The 14,372-nt window shown below is 58.5% G+C and carries 14 protein-coding genes; 7 read left to right on the forward strand and 7 right to left on the reverse strand.

Annotation, left to right across the window (positions count from 1 at the left end; all coding sequences use genetic code 11):
- Window positions 1-9: 9 nt before the first annotated feature.
- Both C483_RS18850 and C483_RS18855 read right to left on the reverse strand, forming a co-directional pair.
- Window positions 10-651 (reverse strand): METTL5 family protein, encoded by a 642-nt coding sequence (locus C483_RS18850; RefSeq protein ID WP_006654959.1) that lies wholly within the window; start codon window positions 649-651, stop codon window positions 10-12.
- Window positions 652-660: 9 nt separating this feature from the next.
- On the reverse strand, window positions 661-1,080 hold the full coding sequence (locus C483_RS18855; protein WP_006654960.1) for a hypothetical protein: 420 nt from the start codon (window positions 1,078-1,080) through the stop codon (window positions 661-663).
- Window positions 1,081-1,245: 165 nt separating this feature from the next.
- Between C483_RS18855 and C483_RS19685 the strand changes: the two genes are divergently transcribed.
- Window positions 1,246-1,413, forward strand: a complete 168-nt coding sequence (locus C483_RS19685) for a zf-TFIIB domain-containing protein (protein ID WP_004215818.1) — start codon at window positions 1,246-1,248, stop codon at window positions 1,411-1,413.
- Window positions 1,414-1,596: 183 nt separating this feature from the next.
- Here C483_RS19685 and C483_RS18860 read toward each other — a convergent pair whose 3' ends face one another.
- Both C483_RS18860 and C483_RS18865 read right to left on the reverse strand, forming a co-directional pair.
- Window positions 1,597-2,622, reverse strand: a complete 1,026-nt coding sequence (locus C483_RS18860) for a hypothetical protein (RefSeq protein WP_049912946.1) — start codon at window positions 2,620-2,622, stop codon at window positions 1,597-1,599.
- Between the two features lie 95 nt (window positions 2,623-2,717).
- Window positions 2,718-3,659 carry a DUF7139 domain-containing protein gene (locus tag C483_RS18865; protein WP_006654962.1) on the reverse strand — a complete coding sequence of 314 codons (942 nt, stop codon included), beginning with the start codon at window positions 3,657-3,659 and terminating at the stop codon, window positions 2,718-2,720.
- 235 nt (window positions 3,660-3,894) lie between these two features.
- Between C483_RS18865 and dph2 the strand changes: the two genes are divergently transcribed.
- From dph2 to C483_RS18885, 4 genes are all read left to right on the forward strand, one after another.
- Window positions 3,895-4,956 (forward strand): diphthamide biosynthesis enzyme Dph2, encoded by a 1,062-nt coding sequence (dph2, locus tag C483_RS18870; RefSeq protein WP_006654963.1) that lies wholly within the window; start codon window positions 3,895-3,897, stop codon window positions 4,954-4,956.
- Between the two features lie 168 nt (window positions 4,957-5,124).
- On the forward strand, window positions 5,125-5,964 hold the full coding sequence (locus tag C483_RS18875; protein WP_006654964.1) for an MBL fold metallo-hydrolase: 840 nt from the start codon (window positions 5,125-5,127) through the stop codon (window positions 5,962-5,964).
- A gap of 141 nt (window positions 5,965-6,105) precedes the next feature.
- Window positions 6,106-8,340: a hypothetical protein gene (locus C483_RS18880; protein ID WP_006654965.1), complete on the forward strand. Its 2,235-nt coding sequence runs from the start codon at window positions 6,106-6,108 to the stop codon at window positions 8,338-8,340.
- Window positions 8,341-8,484: 144 nt separating this feature from the next.
- Window positions 8,485-9,426, forward strand: coding sequence for a hypothetical protein (locus C483_RS18885; RefSeq protein ID WP_006654966.1), 942 nt, complete (start codon window positions 8,485-8,487; stop codon window positions 9,424-9,426).
- Between the two features lie 154 nt (window positions 9,427-9,580).
- Here the strand turns inward: C483_RS18885 and C483_RS18890 are convergent, their stop codons facing one another.
- Window positions 9,581-10,243: a hypothetical protein gene (locus C483_RS18890; RefSeq protein WP_241431539.1), complete on the reverse strand. Its 663-nt coding sequence runs from the start codon at window positions 10,241-10,243 to the stop codon at window positions 9,581-9,583.
- A 158-nt stretch (window positions 10,244-10,401) separates the two neighbouring features.
- Between C483_RS18890 and C483_RS19690 the strand changes: the two genes are divergently transcribed.
- Together C483_RS19690 and C483_RS18895 are read left to right on the forward strand one after the other, a co-directional pair.
- On the forward strand, window positions 10,402-10,998 hold the full coding sequence (locus C483_RS19690) for a DUF7343 domain-containing protein (protein WP_006654968.1): 597 nt from the start codon (window positions 10,402-10,404) through the stop codon (window positions 10,996-10,998).
- Between the two features lie 254 nt (window positions 10,999-11,252).
- Complete coding sequence (locus C483_RS18895) at window positions 11,253-11,840, forward strand: hypothetical protein (RefSeq protein ID WP_152419906.1); 588 nt, start codon at window positions 11,253-11,255, stop codon at window positions 11,838-11,840.
- 242 nt (window positions 11,841-12,082) lie between these two features.
- On the opposite strand, the gene C483_RS18900 is transcribed toward C483_RS18895, so the two are convergent.
- Together C483_RS18900 and C483_RS18905 are read right to left on the reverse strand one after the other, a co-directional pair.
- Window positions 12,083-13,129 (reverse strand): tyrosine-type recombinase/integrase, encoded by a 1,047-nt coding sequence (locus tag C483_RS18900; RefSeq protein ID WP_006654970.1) that lies wholly within the window; start codon window positions 13,127-13,129, stop codon window positions 12,083-12,085.
- Window positions 13,119-13,511, reverse strand: coding sequence for a DUF5805 domain-containing protein (locus C483_RS18905; protein ID WP_006654971.1), 393 nt, complete (start codon window positions 13,509-13,511; stop codon window positions 13,119-13,121). The genes C483_RS18900 and C483_RS18905 overlap by 11 nt, the downstream gene beginning before the upstream one ends.
- Window positions 13,512-14,372 lie beyond the last annotated feature (861 nt).

Raw genomic sequence — 14,372 nt, forward strand, 5'->3', positions numbered from 1 at the left:
AGAGACCGCTTACTCCCACTCGATCCGAAAAACCTCCGCCGCGAGTTCCTCGCTCTCCGAGGTGTGGAACTCGAAACGGCGCTCGATCGGAAATGCTGCCCGAAACGCGTGGGTCACCGTCCCGCCCTCGTCGGCCGCGTAGGACTCGACGAACTCCTGGCTGCCCTCGTTGTGAATCGTATAGGAAACGGCCGCAAGCGAGCGAGCGGCTTCGAGAAACTCCCGGTCAGCGTGGCGATTGCCGCGCTGTGCGCCGAACGGGGGATTCGAGAATACGGTTGCAGATCCTGCGGAACGCGCAAACATGAACGGAAGCGGCTGTCGCGAGACGTCAGCCCGAACCCAGTCCGTCTGTGATGCCACCCCAACGCGTGCCGCGTTCTCCCTGGCAAGTGCGAGTGCGTCGGGATCGAGGTCGACGCCGAGGACCTGCTCGGCACCGGCGAGTGCAGCTGCACTGGCCAGCATTCCAGTGCCAGTACCGAGATCGACCACCGGTCGCTCGAGGTCGTCCTGCAACCCGGCCAGATGCGCAATATGGGCCGCAATCTCCGGCGGCGTGAGATACTGCTCTAGCGATGGCGACGGCGATTCAAAATCAGCGATCGACTCGAGTTCACGCGCGAGCGTCCGCCGGGAACGACCTGCCATGCGGACAGGTCAGTCGTCGAGCGTGAAGGATCCCTCGGACCCGTTCTGGTGGTCGAGATCGAATAGGAGGCCCTCACGCTCGGCGCGTTCGGCACAGGCGGCGAGAGCGGGACGGACTTTCTCCGGGTTCGCAACGTCGTCGATGGCGACCGTGACGGTTCCTGCACCGAGGAACGACGCGGCGCGGACGTAGTCGCGGACACGGTTGATTTCGTCCTGAGTCGCGAGCGAACAGTCTTCGTCGAAGCAAGCCTCGACCGTCAGTTCGACGGGTGAAACCCCTTCGGCGGCGAACTCGCGCTTGAGATCACGGAGGTGGCCGGGCGTGGTGGACTCGAGTGCACTGGCGTCGACGGAGACGGGGGTGACATCGGCTGGTCGGCAACAGTCGATCGGAGTCTGGTAGTCGGCGGACGAGGTGGTGCTCATACAACCACATACATGAGTCGCATACAAAAACCTTTGTAAATGCTTAGTGGTAATATTTAGCGCGGAGTGCGCCGCGGTTTCGGCGCTACAATCGGGTTACACGCTTCGTGACGGAAAGTGGGAAAGTTCGAATAGAGTTAAGGAGTGGCCGTGAGAGTAATGCGTATGGAGTGTCCACGGTGTCAGGGCTCGCTCGAAGAACTCTCGCTGGGGGAGGTGTCGACCGTCTCCTGTCCACACTGTGCGTACGCGGATATTCCGGTCGAGCACGAGCGACCGCCCGAAGAGCGTGAATCCTGGCGCGACGCGTTCAACCGATTTTACGACGGGTGAGCGGTTCTGGCAGTTCTGACGGTCCTGCACTCGAGTGACATCACAAGCACCGAGAGCTGGGGTGCCGTCGAACGCGAACTGTACCCAGCACTGTGACCTATCCCAGCCGCTCAAACTGGCAGTGCAGCGCCGATCGACAGGACGCGCGAAAAATCAGGTCGACGTTCGAAACGACGCCCCGGCTTACTCGCTCGCGGCTGCGGCTTCTGCTTCGTCGTCGTCGTGGTCGATGTCTTCGTCCGAGCGGGCTGCGACGAGGCCACCGCGGGCCACGCTGTACAGCGGCTCGTTCGCGTGGGTCACGTCGCTGATCGAGAACGGGATGCTCGCGTCCTCGAGGTGGTCACGGAACAGCGCCTCGAAGCCGCTCGGGCTCGAGGTACCGCCGGTGACGACGACGGGAACGTCGAGGCCTTCCTCGACATCTTCCTCGTCGACTTCAGAGACGATGTTGTCGATGACGTAGTCGAGCAGGTTCTCGTAGTAGATCGAGAGCGCACCCTCGACGCCGCCGACGTCCGTCGTGAAGTCCAGTTCGAAGTCGTCCTCCTTGATGGAGGTGACCTTGTCGACGGGCGTACCCGTCGCGCGGGCGGCCTGCTCGTCGACCCAGTCGCCACCGCGGGCGACGGAGAACTTCATGACGGGGACCGCGTAGTAGGACAGACAGACGTTCGTCATCCCGGCACCGAAGGAGATGCCGAGACCAGTGAAATTGTTGTCCGCGAGTTCGCTGTAGATGACGGACATCCCTTCGTTGATCGGTTCGGAGTCGTATCCCATGTCGTCTAAGAACGACTCGATCGTCTTCTGGTGGTACAGCGTCGAGAGATCCGAGTCGATCGGGTCGGCCGGCGAGGAGAAGTACAGCTTCTCGTCAGGGTAGGCCGGCTCGCCGACGACCTGTTCGATGATGAGCTTCATCATCGGGATCGCGCTCTGCTCGTCGTTCGAGAGAATCCCGTGTTTCATCGGGCGGCGGGTCTCCTTGTTGAAGATGTTTGCAAAGTTCAGTGCGTCGTCACCGACGACGTACACCTTGTCGTCCTTGCGGATGTGCAGGACTTCGCTCCGCGAGAGCATCTGCTCGGCCATATCCGAGTACTCGATCTCTACGAAGGAGTTACGCTGTTGCACGAATACCGTGTCGTTCCCATCCTGTTGTGCGGACAGAATGTTCATAGTTCCGACGTCTAGGCCTTTCGCCATGGTTGGGCAAGGCGGCCGATAGATTATAAATCTATGTACCTAAAACCTACAGCCCGAAATTCACAAAGAATTTACTGCTAGAGCGCTCGACACGCCTATTCTCGGCGAACGACCGATCGAATCCGTTCAAGTACTGCGGCGAATGGCCCGAAGCGGCCATCGGCCGACTGATGCCCGCTCCCGGACGTTCCCCCAGACTCGGACTCCGCCTGTCGCTGCTCGCGCAGTTCCTTCAGCTTCGCCGTCTGATCGTCGACGGTCGAACTGGAGGTTTTCTTCTTCGTCTCGCCACCTTTCAGTCCCTTGAGCCCTTCGACCTGCGCGTCAACGCCGGTCGAGCGCGTTTTCTTCGTTCCCGCATCGGTGTCGACGGAGACACTGTCGAACTGATCCTCGGAGAAACTCAGGCGCTTGTGCTCGGTTTTCTCGACGCCACCCCAGGAGAGTTCGACGTCCTCCATCGCTTCGTCGATGTCACGCTCGATGTCCGCGTCCGTATACTCGGGACCCGTCTCCTCCTCGTCTTCGTCTTTGCCCACCTCAACCGTCTCGACCTGGCGAGCCAACTCGAGATAGTGCGCGACGAGTGCGGCTCCCGTCGAAGCCGTAATCCCAGCCAGTCCAACCGCGTAGGTCGCCGTTACCTCGACGGTGTAGTCGGTCTCGCCCATGAAGTTCCAGCTGTCGGGATAGGCGTACAGGAACCCAGCCGTTGCGACGACGGTGATCGCCGCACCGACCACCGAGACGCCGATAACGCGGCGATCAGCGGGTAAGAGGACGACGACGCCGAGGATCATCGCCGGAAGCGAGAGCATCCCGAGCGCGTACGCAGGTTGCACCCACATGAAGTACGCCGCGTCTGCTCTGCTGAACGTGCTGCTCCAGAGAAAGAGCACCAGTGCGACCACCGCCAGGCCGATCCCACCCAGGAACAGACCGAACCCGAGATAGACGTCGGTCCGGTTCTCGGGTTCGCCGATATACCGGCGGTAGAGGTCGAAGAGATAGCCGTCTGTAGACCGTTCCGCTGCCATTACCACCCCGTTTAGACTCCAGTACTATGACTGTTGGGTCGGGTTCGAAGAAAGGACAGTTCGGACGGGAAAGCAGTTTGGAAGGTAATACAGTTCGGACGGGCAACTCGAGTACAATCCATCTCCGTCACCCCAAACTGACCGACGAGTGCCGGCATCGGCGAGCACCCACGTCCGAGACGCAGTCACACGCAGAAGCGCCGCCGTTATACGTTCGTGGCCGTTAGGACGGCCAATGAGTCAGGAGTCGGAGTCAGAGTCGACGTACACCGAAGGGGACCTCCGGAACACCGGAATGCAGCTCAAGCACGACCGCGAGTGGGACTACGAACTCGATCGCATCATCGACGCCATCGAGGAACGCGACGCCGAGAAGGTCGGTCTGCAGTTCCCCGAGGGCCTCAAACGCCGCGGCCCCTCCGTCGCCGACGACCTGCGCGAACTCGCCGGCGACGACGTGACGTTCATGCTCTCGGGCCAGCCCTGCTACGGTGCCTGTGACCTAGACACCTACCTGATGAAGCGCACCGACGTGTTCGTCCACTTCGGCCACTCGCCGATGAAGAACACGGACAAGGTCATCTACGTGCCGCTGTTCTCGAACGTCGAAGTGCTCCCGATTATGGAGGAGGCACTCGAGACGCTCGAGGATCCCGAGGAAACCGAGGGCGTCGGCCTCGTGACGACGGCCCAGCACATGAACCGCTACGAGGAGATGTCGGCGTTCCTCGAGGAGCACGGCTACGAGGTTCACAGCCGCCGTGGCGACGACCGACTCACCCACGAGGGGCAGGTGCTCGGCTGCAACTACGCGAGTGCAGATGTGCCCGCGGATCAGGTGCTCTACGTCGGCGGCGGGAAGTTCCACCCGCTCGGACTCGCGATGGAACACCCAGACAAGCACGTCGTCATCGGTGATCCGGTCAACAACGTCGTCACCGTCGCGGACACGGAGAAGTTCATGAAGCAGCGCTACGCCTCGGTTCACAAAGCGATGGACGCCCAGAAGTGGGGCGTCATCTTCTGCACCAAGATCGGTCAGGGTCGCTGGGATCAGGCCCAGCAGATACTCGAGAACAACGACGACGCCTACCTCATCACGATGGACGAGGTCACCCCCGATCGGCTCCGGAATTTCGATATGGACGCCTTCGTCAACACTGGCTGTCCGCGGATCACGACAGACGACGGCCCGCAGTTCCACAAGCCGATGCTCACCCCCGGTGAGTACGAGATTGCCGTCGGGAACAAGCCACTCGACCAACTCTCGTTCGACACGTTCCACGGGACCTGGTAGTCACAGCGTTCGCTGTCACTCTGCTTCGACTCCGCTTTTTCTCGATCTGACTGCCAGAGCTGCCGACGTACCGACTGGCCAACGTTCCTACGTGCTGACTATCTCAGCAACGCAGTCGCGACCGGCGACACAGTAACACTTACCCAACCACTCCGCCCATCATCAGCTATGATCCAGAGCGACTGGGGAGACTGGCTCGTACGTGACGTCGAAGACGCCTCGCCGGACGGCGTCTCTATCTGGTATCTCGGCTGCAACGGCTTCATCCTCAAGGGGAGCGACGAGACGACGATCTACATCGATCCGTACGTCGGACTCGGCGATCCGCCGCGGACGATCCGGATGATTCCCGTTCCGTTCGACCCCGAGGACGTCGACGAAGCCGATGCTGTGCTCGCGACGCACGAACACACCGACCACGTCCACGGCCCGAGTCAGGCACCGATCCTCGCGAACACGGGCGCGACGTTCTACGCACCCGACGACAGCCTCGCGGTCGCGCGCGAAGACGAATCGTGGACTGACGAGTGGGACGTAAGCGACGACCAGTTCAGCGAGGTCAGCGAGGACGACACGTTCGAGGTCGGCGAGTTTACCGTCCACGTCGACGTGGCGAACGACCCCGACGCGAGCCATCCCGTAAGCTACGTCATCGAACACGACGCCGGCACGTTCTTCCACGGCGGCGACACCAAGCCGAGCGACGAGTTCGACCGCATCGGCACGGAATACGACATCGACCTCGGCGCGCTCGCGTTCGGGACCGTCGGCCAGATTCCGGACAAGGAAACCCGCGAACCGAAGCGAACGCGCTGGTACAACGACGAAAACCAGATCGTCGAGGCGGCCGCCGCGCTCGACCTCGACCGACTCGCGCCGAGCCACTGGGACATGTGGAAGGGGCTAACCTCGGATCCGAAAGTGCTTCACCACCACGCCCAGAGCTTCGCGTCCCCGAAGCGACTCGAGATCATCGAGATTGGCGACCGGATCGAACTCGAGTCGTAGCGACTGATCGCAGTCCCCGCTGCGCTTACTATTGGAATCTGACATCGCCAGTTCGGATGTGACGAGCCGCCGCTGCAGAAACGACTGGCCCGCCATGACTGTCCGTATCATTTATAGTAATGGTCTAGTAACGTTGGTCCCATGAGTAACACCGCCGACACGGACGACGTGGTCGAGGTCAGTGCTGACGGGCTCACCGTCCGAAAAACGTTCGCGGCGGACGAGTTTCCCGTACCTGCGCTTCGCTTCGAGATCGACTCAGAGCACGACGAGCAGGTCGCGTTTCGACTCTCCGAAGACATTCCCGAATCGTTCCCGATGGACAAGGTCGGGTTCCATCCTGAGTACTACAGCGACGACTGGACCGCGTTCCAGGACAATCGCGTCGAATTTACCCACACGATCGAGCCGGGCGAACAGCTCGTAACGGTGTATGGTATCCGAATCGACGACGAATCGGTCGTCCCCGACTTCCTCGGTGACCCCGAAATCGTCGAAGTCAGCTCCGAAGCCGACGCGAGCAGCGGCGGCGACGAAATCGACGACGCCGTCATCGACAGCATCGTCTCGGACGAGCGCACGCAGGCGGTCAAGGACATGATCGCCGGCGACTCCGGCTCAGTGCCGGGACTCGAGAGCGAACAGACCGAAGACGTGCCGGCTGCGGATGCGGCGAGCGCAGACGCCGACACCGATACCGAGGACAGTCTGGATGAGGATGAAGACGAAGACGAGGGAGACATCGAACTCGAACTCGAGGACGAAACCGACGCCCTCGATCTCACGCCCGACGGCGACGAGCCCGACATCGACGACTCCGGCGACCTCGATCTGGACCTCGACGATGTCGATCCGCTGTCGGCTACAGACGCAGACACAGATGCAGACGCAGACGCAGAGCCAGTAAACGACGACACCGACGGAGACGCCCCCGACATCGACCTCGGTTTCGACGATGACGAAATTTCGGACCTCGACGAGGACGAGACCATCTCGAGTGCCCTCAGTTCGGAAACGGCGGCCGATGCAGCGGACGAAGACGAAACGCTCGAACTCGAACCCGACGACGACGGTGACGAGCCCGGACTTGAACTCGAGCCCGACGGGGACGACCTGGAGCTGGATGCGGAATCCGACGGCGAGTTAACGGCCGTTGACGCTGAAACAGACGCGGATGTGCCGGAAGTGACGGACGAGCCTGTCGAAGAAGTGGACGACAGTGACGAGAGTGTAGAGAGTGCAGAGAGTGGCGATGTCGAAGAAGTCGACGAAGGCGAGGAAGACGAGGAAGACGACGAAACCGTCGACTTCGGTGGACAGGAGGAGACGGACGACGTGGACACCGATGCTGCTGAAACTGACGATGCACCCACTTCCGAAGACGACAGCACCGAATTCGGCGAGGAAGACGACGGAGCGGATTCCGACGACTCTGTCGGTGGCGGTGTCGATATCGACGACGGCGACGACAGCGACAACGCCGTAACCGCCGACGACACCGACACGGCACCCGCTACCGAACCGACAGACACCACGAGCCTCGTCAGCCAACTCGCAACCGAACTCCGAACCGACGACCTCGCTGACGACGACCGCGCGGCCATCCGCGAGGCGCTCGAACTCGAGTCCGACGACGCGAGCGACGATGAGGAGACGGACACGACCGACGCGCCGCCCGCCAGTGCTCAGCAGGCAAAGCTCACCCACCTCCAGACCCGCGTCGAAGAGGTCGCCGCCTACACCGACGCACTCGAGTCCTTCCTCGGCGAAAACGGTACCGACGAGCAGATCATCGAGGAATTCCGCGGCGAACTCGCCGCGTTCGAAGACGACCTCACCTCGATGACCGACCAACTCGAGGCCACCGACTCGCAGGTCGATGCACTCGAGACCGAAGTCGAGACGCTTACCGAGTGGACGACCGACCTCGAAGACGGTCTCGCGTCGACCACCGACGAGGTCGAAATGCTCGACACCCGAACCAAGCGCATCGATGGCGACGTCGACGACGTAATTGCTGACCTGGAAACGGTTGACGCAGACGTCGAGCAACTCGAGACGGATCTCACGTCGGAACTCGAGGAAGTCGACGGTGCTGTCGACAGTGTCGATAGCCGTGTCGACGACCTCGAGTCGACAGTTGACAGTCTGGCAGCGGACCTGCAGACTTCGGTCGACGATCTCGGCGACGATATCGACGCCGTCGAGGAGGACATCGAAGCCGTCGAAAACGATGTGGAAACCGTCGCAGATGATGTTGATTCGGTCGAAGATGACGTCGACCGCGTCGAGCGCGGCCTCAACAATGTCCGTGATGACGTCACCGAGATTCAGGAGTGGCGCGACCAGCTCGGCTCGATGTTCTCAGATACCTGAACCGAAGTGGGCGAACACGAGCACTAACACCAGCGCCAACACGAACTACTGACCGGCTATCATTTCACCGAACCACAACGACACACGCGGCTATTTTCCGGTGAAACGCAACTCGTTTATCTCTCGCCGGGCGAGAACCCGTCGATGGGCGAGACGATTCCGATCGCAGTTCCTCGCAAAGGACGACCACTCGAGTCGGTACTCGATCGACTCGCGAGCCGACTCGGTGTCCCGGCTCTCGCAGACGAGATCACGTCGACGCTTCGCCACGAAAAGGCCCTGACGAAGGGGTCGCTGGATCCAGACGAGGAGAACGTCTACCATCGTCTCGCAGAGTACAGCACGGTCGACGACCCGACCGCGCCGGAGTACACGCTCGTCCGGGATACGCGCGCCGGCAAGCCACGGCGGATCGTCTTCGATAGCGTGACGATTCCGCTCGACGGTGCGGACGGGATCGCCCGTGACAGCGCCAGTGACGAGGCGTCGATCCAACTTGTCGGCCGCGAGGAACCGTTCCGCGCACTTCGGACCCACGAGTTCGCACTCGGGTTCGACAGCGCTGATCTCGTGCTGGAGGAGGTTGTCGACCTCCGGCCGGACCCACTCGGTCGGATCGCCGATATCAACGCCCGAATCGACCCCGCTGAGTCCGACGTTCGCGTCGTCACCGGCCTCGGCGACACGGTCTATCACACGCTGATGGGCAGTCCCGAGACAGTCCCCGCTGCGACCGCCCTCGACCGCGAGTATCTCGCCGACTACGAGGGCCCGCTCTGTATCGAACCGCGGTACGAGCGTCTGGTCCGGGCCGTCCTCGGAACCAGCGTGCTCGAAGACATCGAGTTCCACTACCCCAACGAGGGCCGCGAAGAGGAGGCCGCCATCGCAGACACCGGCCTCGGCGTCTACCTCACCGTCACCGGCTCGACCGCCCGCGAGCACGGCCTCCTGCTTGGCGAACAACTGTTCCCGAGCGAGACGGTACTACTCGAGAGCACCCCCGAAGTATCCGACGAGGTCGCAGCCGTTCGGTCGCTGTTGAACGGCGGTGATCTCGAGACGGAACTCGCCGTCGAGCAGTGATTTGCTTTCGGATATATTTCCTACTGGTTCGTTCTTGAACCATACTCAGACGTAGTATATCAGGGTTGGATGAGGAATATGCCCGCAGAGAGGATATCAAAACTGGGAACGGTAGAGTGCATCGCGAATAGACATAAGTAAAACGTGTACTCATTCACGGTCCACGAACGGTACCGTCCGAGTGAGTGTGTGATTCGTTTACCGCCTCCCAATCAGTGATCTCCATCACAGCGTTGTTCTCCATATCAATATCAACGGTATAGGCGGGTGGTTCAGTAGCATGTGGTCGGACTATGACGGACGCCCGATCCTCAGCATAATTCTGATCACGATCAATTCGGACACTATCCTCGGAGGTGGATTCGATGTGTATTCGATTCTCACTGTCGGCCGTACCGTTGAGCCATAACCGATCTGTCTTCCAGTCAATTTCCTGAATTGGCTGGAAGGTAATCTCATAGTCGCCTCTATCCGCAAGGTACTGCTGAATGGGATCCTGCTCAGTAGCGAGCGAAATCGCCTCCGCTCGTTGCTGATCAGTGAATGGGGTGGTTTGTTCAGTACTAATCTCATACTGTCCGGGAGCAGTTTCAACGAGTTCAACTGCGGTCACGGTAGACAACTCATTGGTAAGCACGTACGTTTCATCCCCATCCGTTACTGTGATGTTTTCGTCGCTGATCTGGAATTCTGTGGCAGGTTGTCCATCCGGTAGAATACCAGTCATCCCAACCACTGTTCCGGCACCGGCTAGAATAGCCCCTATTACTACCAAGCTAGTCAGCAGTATCACGGTGCGCCTTACGTCAGTAGTCACACAACAGCAATCGATGAAACACCTGATAAGCGATGTGATGAAAACAGGTTGAAAACCGATGAAATGCATTTCACCGAGTTACATCGGCTTTTCACAAGTATTTCACATGGATGAACCAACAGTTTCATAGCAGATAGCAGTTCACAAAACCCATGCGTATGACATCCCTCCACGGTACGCAATTACTTGCCGCCGTCGCATTTCTTGCAGCGACTCTTGTCCTCGCTGTTCAATTGATCAACCCGACCCCCGTCCAGGTTTCAATCGCGAACGATGGATCACAGGTTGTCGAACTAAGCAACCAGTTCCAGTACCGAGAGGTAGGGGTTATCGCAGTTTCGGCGTGTTTACTTGGTGCTAGTGGAATGTATCTCGCCGTTAGCACACGCCGAGAACAGACGGAACCCGCTGCTGTAACTCACAGTTATTCATCCCCGTTAGCGGACGGAACCGAAAACCCCGCAATGGATAGTTCCAACTCGAGTCCACCAACCGCAGAAGAGATCGTGGAGAGTCATCGAGAAAAGCTAGATAGGATAGCAAACCGACTTAGTGACAACGAAGAGGAAGTGTATACCGTCGTTCTGGATGGCAATGGAAAGGTACAACAACGAACAATCACCGAAGACACCACACTATCAGAAGCAACTGTGAGTCGAACGCTCGATACACTCGAAACGAAAGGGTTAGTCGAGCGAAAGCGACGTGGAATGGGAAATGTCGTCGTCCTCAAAGAGCTAGCTGCATATAAGTAGTCAACTTGTGGAGTCGGTGAGGGATATCGTTGATTTCCCCATACGTTCCACTAATTTGGGAAGGGGCTAAATTGTATTCAGATCCTTTCCAATCAAGAACTATCTACTCTTTCACATAACAGTGGCATGAGAGCGGTTCACGACGGGAGAACGTTTGGTCGATAGTCCCGACCTACCGGCAGTACTGCCACACACCTGCTGGCGTGCTACCTCCATTCTCCCATCAAACTCGCTCTCAAGATAGCGTGATTGAAATGAGATACAAACTAACGACAATCGCGATCGCTGCATTGCTTATAATCAGTGTAGGAACCGCCCTGGCAGCGGCAACAACGACGAGTTCAACAAATGAGTCGCTTCAAAACGAAGTAACGCTAGAAAATCACGACGTTTCGGTCGTTGACCCGCATGAGGCACTAACTGCAGCGGACGTTAACACAGCCGTTGAAACGTCTTGGAACAGTGATGAGGTGATGAACTACTTCGATGACGATGAGGCAATTCATTTCGAAGTGTGGGCACCACAGTCGGATGAACAGCGGGCTATTGTTTCGCTTGCATCAGCCGAGGAACCAGACCAAACTCGGGTCCTCGTAAACGTTCACTTTGGATCAGAGCACATTATTGACATCAAAGAACCCCAAATACTGAACGAATCAACCATGCAGTCAATCGAACAGACTGACGACGGTGATCGTTCCACGGACGAAGATACCCAGCACGAACGAGTTGAAAGTCAGCAAGGGACGCTGTCTGAATCGACAAGTCACAGCACGATTTCTTTCGAAATAGAGGCAGAGACCGTCGACACGCAAGAAATAGCACTTCAAAAAGAGGGCTAAAAGCAGATTGTTGTGGTAAATAATTGGGTGAGGGATCAAGTTTCTAGGTTGCCTCTCTGAGCTGGGTAGGTGAATATAATAAACACCGCCACTAGAGCGGTGAGGATATAATCAGGCCTACTGTATCGCAAGTCTCGCACCCCAATTCAGTATATCTATATTTGGTTTATTGGTTCGATCTAAGACAGCGCTAGTTATCACGGAGTGATTGCATTCAGGAATAGATAGTAGTATTTCCCTTTCTAAAGAGACATCGAATAAATGTTGTCCAGATACGTCTCTCGAACCCGGTCTCCCCAGTTGTGGGTGTACGTATCGATCACGTCACCTGCGACATCGCCTCGCAGATACTGTACAGTCCCCCGATCGCCCGTTCGATCCCGGAGGTGCGTGGTGAAGAAGTGCCGAAAGTAGTGTGGTGTGACGTTCTCGGTCGTCCCCCCGCCAGTCCGGTACCAGCCGTGCTCACGGGCGTGTTTCTCGACGATATAGCGAACGTCTGAGGGCGTGAGGCGTTCGCCCCACGAATCTCTGGTGTCGAGAAACAGCGGCTCTGCGGGTGAGAGTGCATCCGGGCGAATCGCGAGCCAGGACTCGAGTTCCCCTCGCAACTCGTTGTCGACGGGAATCACCGTCTCACGCTTTCGCTTGTTCGACGCCGTCCGTTCCTCCCCGTTCGTGACCGCGCCGCGGGAAGGCTCGTCGGAGACGTACACCGACGAGGGTCGGCGATCGAGTTCGACGCGTGGCGTCCACTCGAGTGCAACCGCCTCGAAGTCAGCGTTGAGATCCCGCAGGTCGAGGTTACAGAGCTCACCGACACGCATCCCGGTCTTCAGCAGTGTAACGACGACGGCACGCTCCAGGGGATGGGAGATCGAGGCCACGAACGACCGCATTTCGCCGATAGAGAGCTCTCGTCTGGTCGGATTTGTGTCGATGGATTCGGACAGTTCCTCCATGACAAGCGCCATCGGGTTCTCCTCGAACGCGCCGACGCGGTTCATGTAATCGTAGAATCTGTTGAGATAGGAGGCGTAGGTGGCGATCGTGCTCGGTTCGAACTCGCCGCGCAGAGAGTGAATCCAGGCCATGCAGGCCCGCCGATCCGCGTCGGAAACCGCCTCCACGGAGGCAAACTCCTGGCCGAGGAAGGTCTCGAACTGCCGAAGAACTCGCTCGTAGGCCTCGAGCGTCCGTTCGCTCTTGCCGTGATAGCGCTGGTCGTCGAGAAAGTAGGCGATCGGCTCGTCGACGTCCTCGACCTGCCCGGTCGCGTCAGTTGCCATCGCCACCACCGGTTGTCGTGTACCCGCCGTGGCGACCGCTGTATCGAATTCGGTTGTCAGACTGGAGTTGCTCGAGTGTGTCATCGAGTCGCGATTCAATGTCTTCGCTGACCGCGTCCAGGAGCTCGTTCCACGAATACGTGTCAGTAGAGAGTAAATTAAGGACCTGTGTTTCGAGGGCGTTACCCCCAGGGTCTGACCCCTGAGAAGAGGGTTCCTCTGAGGCGGGTTCGAACCCCTTTCGACCGGCCTGTACCATCGTCCGAACGAACTCGCTCTGGCTCATGTCGAGTTCGTCGGCGTGTGATTGCCATTCCTCCTTCTGATACGCCGGGACGTATGCTTTGACAGATTTTCGAGAGGTGTCCACAGAGTCGCTCATACAGCACCCATCAGTCGCCGTGATATTCAAGGTTCCCATTAGTAGAGCTAAGTGAGTTTATCTCCATTCTCGTCACCAATAATGCGACAGTTATAGTGACACTGACTAGGATTAGTCTCTATGAAACCCCACTAGTTGAGATACAATATACCCAGATGTATGCCTACCAATTCAGATATACTCTCAGGAGGGAAGTGAAGGATAGCAAGCTACTGGCGCCTGAAGAACACACGTTTTCTGATAGGATCGGAGAAATTCGCTCGAGTTCGGGAGCCAAACACAGCGAGACTCGGCACGGACTCGCGACTGTACTCGAGTCCAATCTGGCACCCATTCCTGGTGCGTCCAGATGCGAAGTGATCGTGACGGAGTGACTGCGATCGCACTGATTGAGTGGACCGCGGACAGTGGCAAGTTGGGTATCGAAGTATCGACGGGTGGACTCGAGTACGGCCCCACTCCAGCAGCCGAGTTATCGCCACGGCTGGCGGTGGGGGTAAGGGACGGAACGGACACGTCATCGTCTGAGCGAGCACTATAGTAACAACTGAAACTGTTTACACGCTAATCGCACAGCCTTCGTGCGATTGGGTGTGCACTGACTTTCAGTGGCTACTATAGCNCACTATAGTAACAACTGAAACTGTTTACACGCTAATCGCACAGCCTTCGTGCGATTGGGTGTGCACTGACTTTCAGTGGCTACTATAGCAATCGATCAAACAGCACAGGAATGTGCCTGAATGCCAGGCCAGTCCGGCAAACGAGTGGGGCAAAAGTTGCACAGCAACGGTGTGGAACACCAGTGAGCAACTCTCGGTGGAGACGATAGGAGCCACTGACAGTCAGTACACACCCGAT

This window comes from Natrialba hulunbeirensis JCM 10989 (assembly GCF_000337575.1).
GTDB classification, from domain to species: Archaea; Halobacteriota; Halobacteria; order Halobacteriales; family Natrialbaceae; genus Natrialba; species Natrialba hulunbeirensis.

Bases quoted from the DNA above. Each gene is read 5' to 3' on its own strand.
- C483_RS18850 (WP_006654959.1), bottom strand. From the start codon at position 651: ATGGCAGGTCGTTCCCGGCGGACGCTCGCGCGTGAACTCGAGTCGATC.
- C483_RS18855 (WP_006654960.1), bottom strand. From the start codon at position 1,080: ATGAGCACCACCTCGTCCGCCGACTACCAGACTCCGATCGACTGTTGC.
- C483_RS19685 (WP_004215818.1), top strand. From the start codon at position 1,246: ATGGAGTGTCCACGGTGTCAGGGCTCGCTCGAAGAACTCTCGCTGGGG.
- C483_RS18860 (WP_049912946.1), bottom strand. From the start codon at position 2,622: ATGGCGAAAGGCCTAGACGTCGGAACTATGAACATTCTGTCCGCACAA.
- C483_RS18865 (WP_006654962.1), bottom strand. From the start codon at position 3,659: ATGGCAGCGGAACGGTCTACAGACGGCTATCTCTTCGACCTCTACCGC.
- dph2 (WP_006654963.1), top strand. From the start codon at position 3,895: ATGAGTCAGGAGTCGGAGTCAGAGTCGACGTACACCGAAGGGGACCTC.
- C483_RS18875 (WP_006654964.1), top strand. From the start codon at position 5,125: ATGATCCAGAGCGACTGGGGAGACTGGCTCGTACGTGACGTCGAAGAC.
- C483_RS18880 (WP_006654965.1), top strand. From the start codon at position 6,106: ATGAGTAACACCGCCGACACGGACGACGTGGTCGAGGTCAGTGCTGAC.
- C483_RS18885 (WP_006654966.1), top strand. From the start codon at position 8,485: ATGGGCGAGACGATTCCGATCGCAGTTCCTCGCAAAGGACGACCACTC.
- C483_RS19690 (WP_006654968.1), top strand. From the start codon at position 10,402: ATGACATCCCTCCACGGTACGCAATTACTTGCCGCCGTCGCATTTCTT.
- C483_RS18895 (WP_152419906.1), top strand. From the start codon at position 11,253: ATGAGATACAAACTAACGACAATCGCGATCGCTGCATTGCTTATAATC.
- C483_RS18900 (WP_006654970.1), bottom strand. From the start codon at position 13,129: ATGGCAACTGACGCGACCGGGCAGGTCGAGGACGTCGACGAGCCGATC.
- C483_RS18905 (WP_006654971.1), bottom strand. From the start codon at position 13,511: ATGAGCGACTCTGTGGACACCTCTCGAAAATCTGTCAAAGCATACGTC.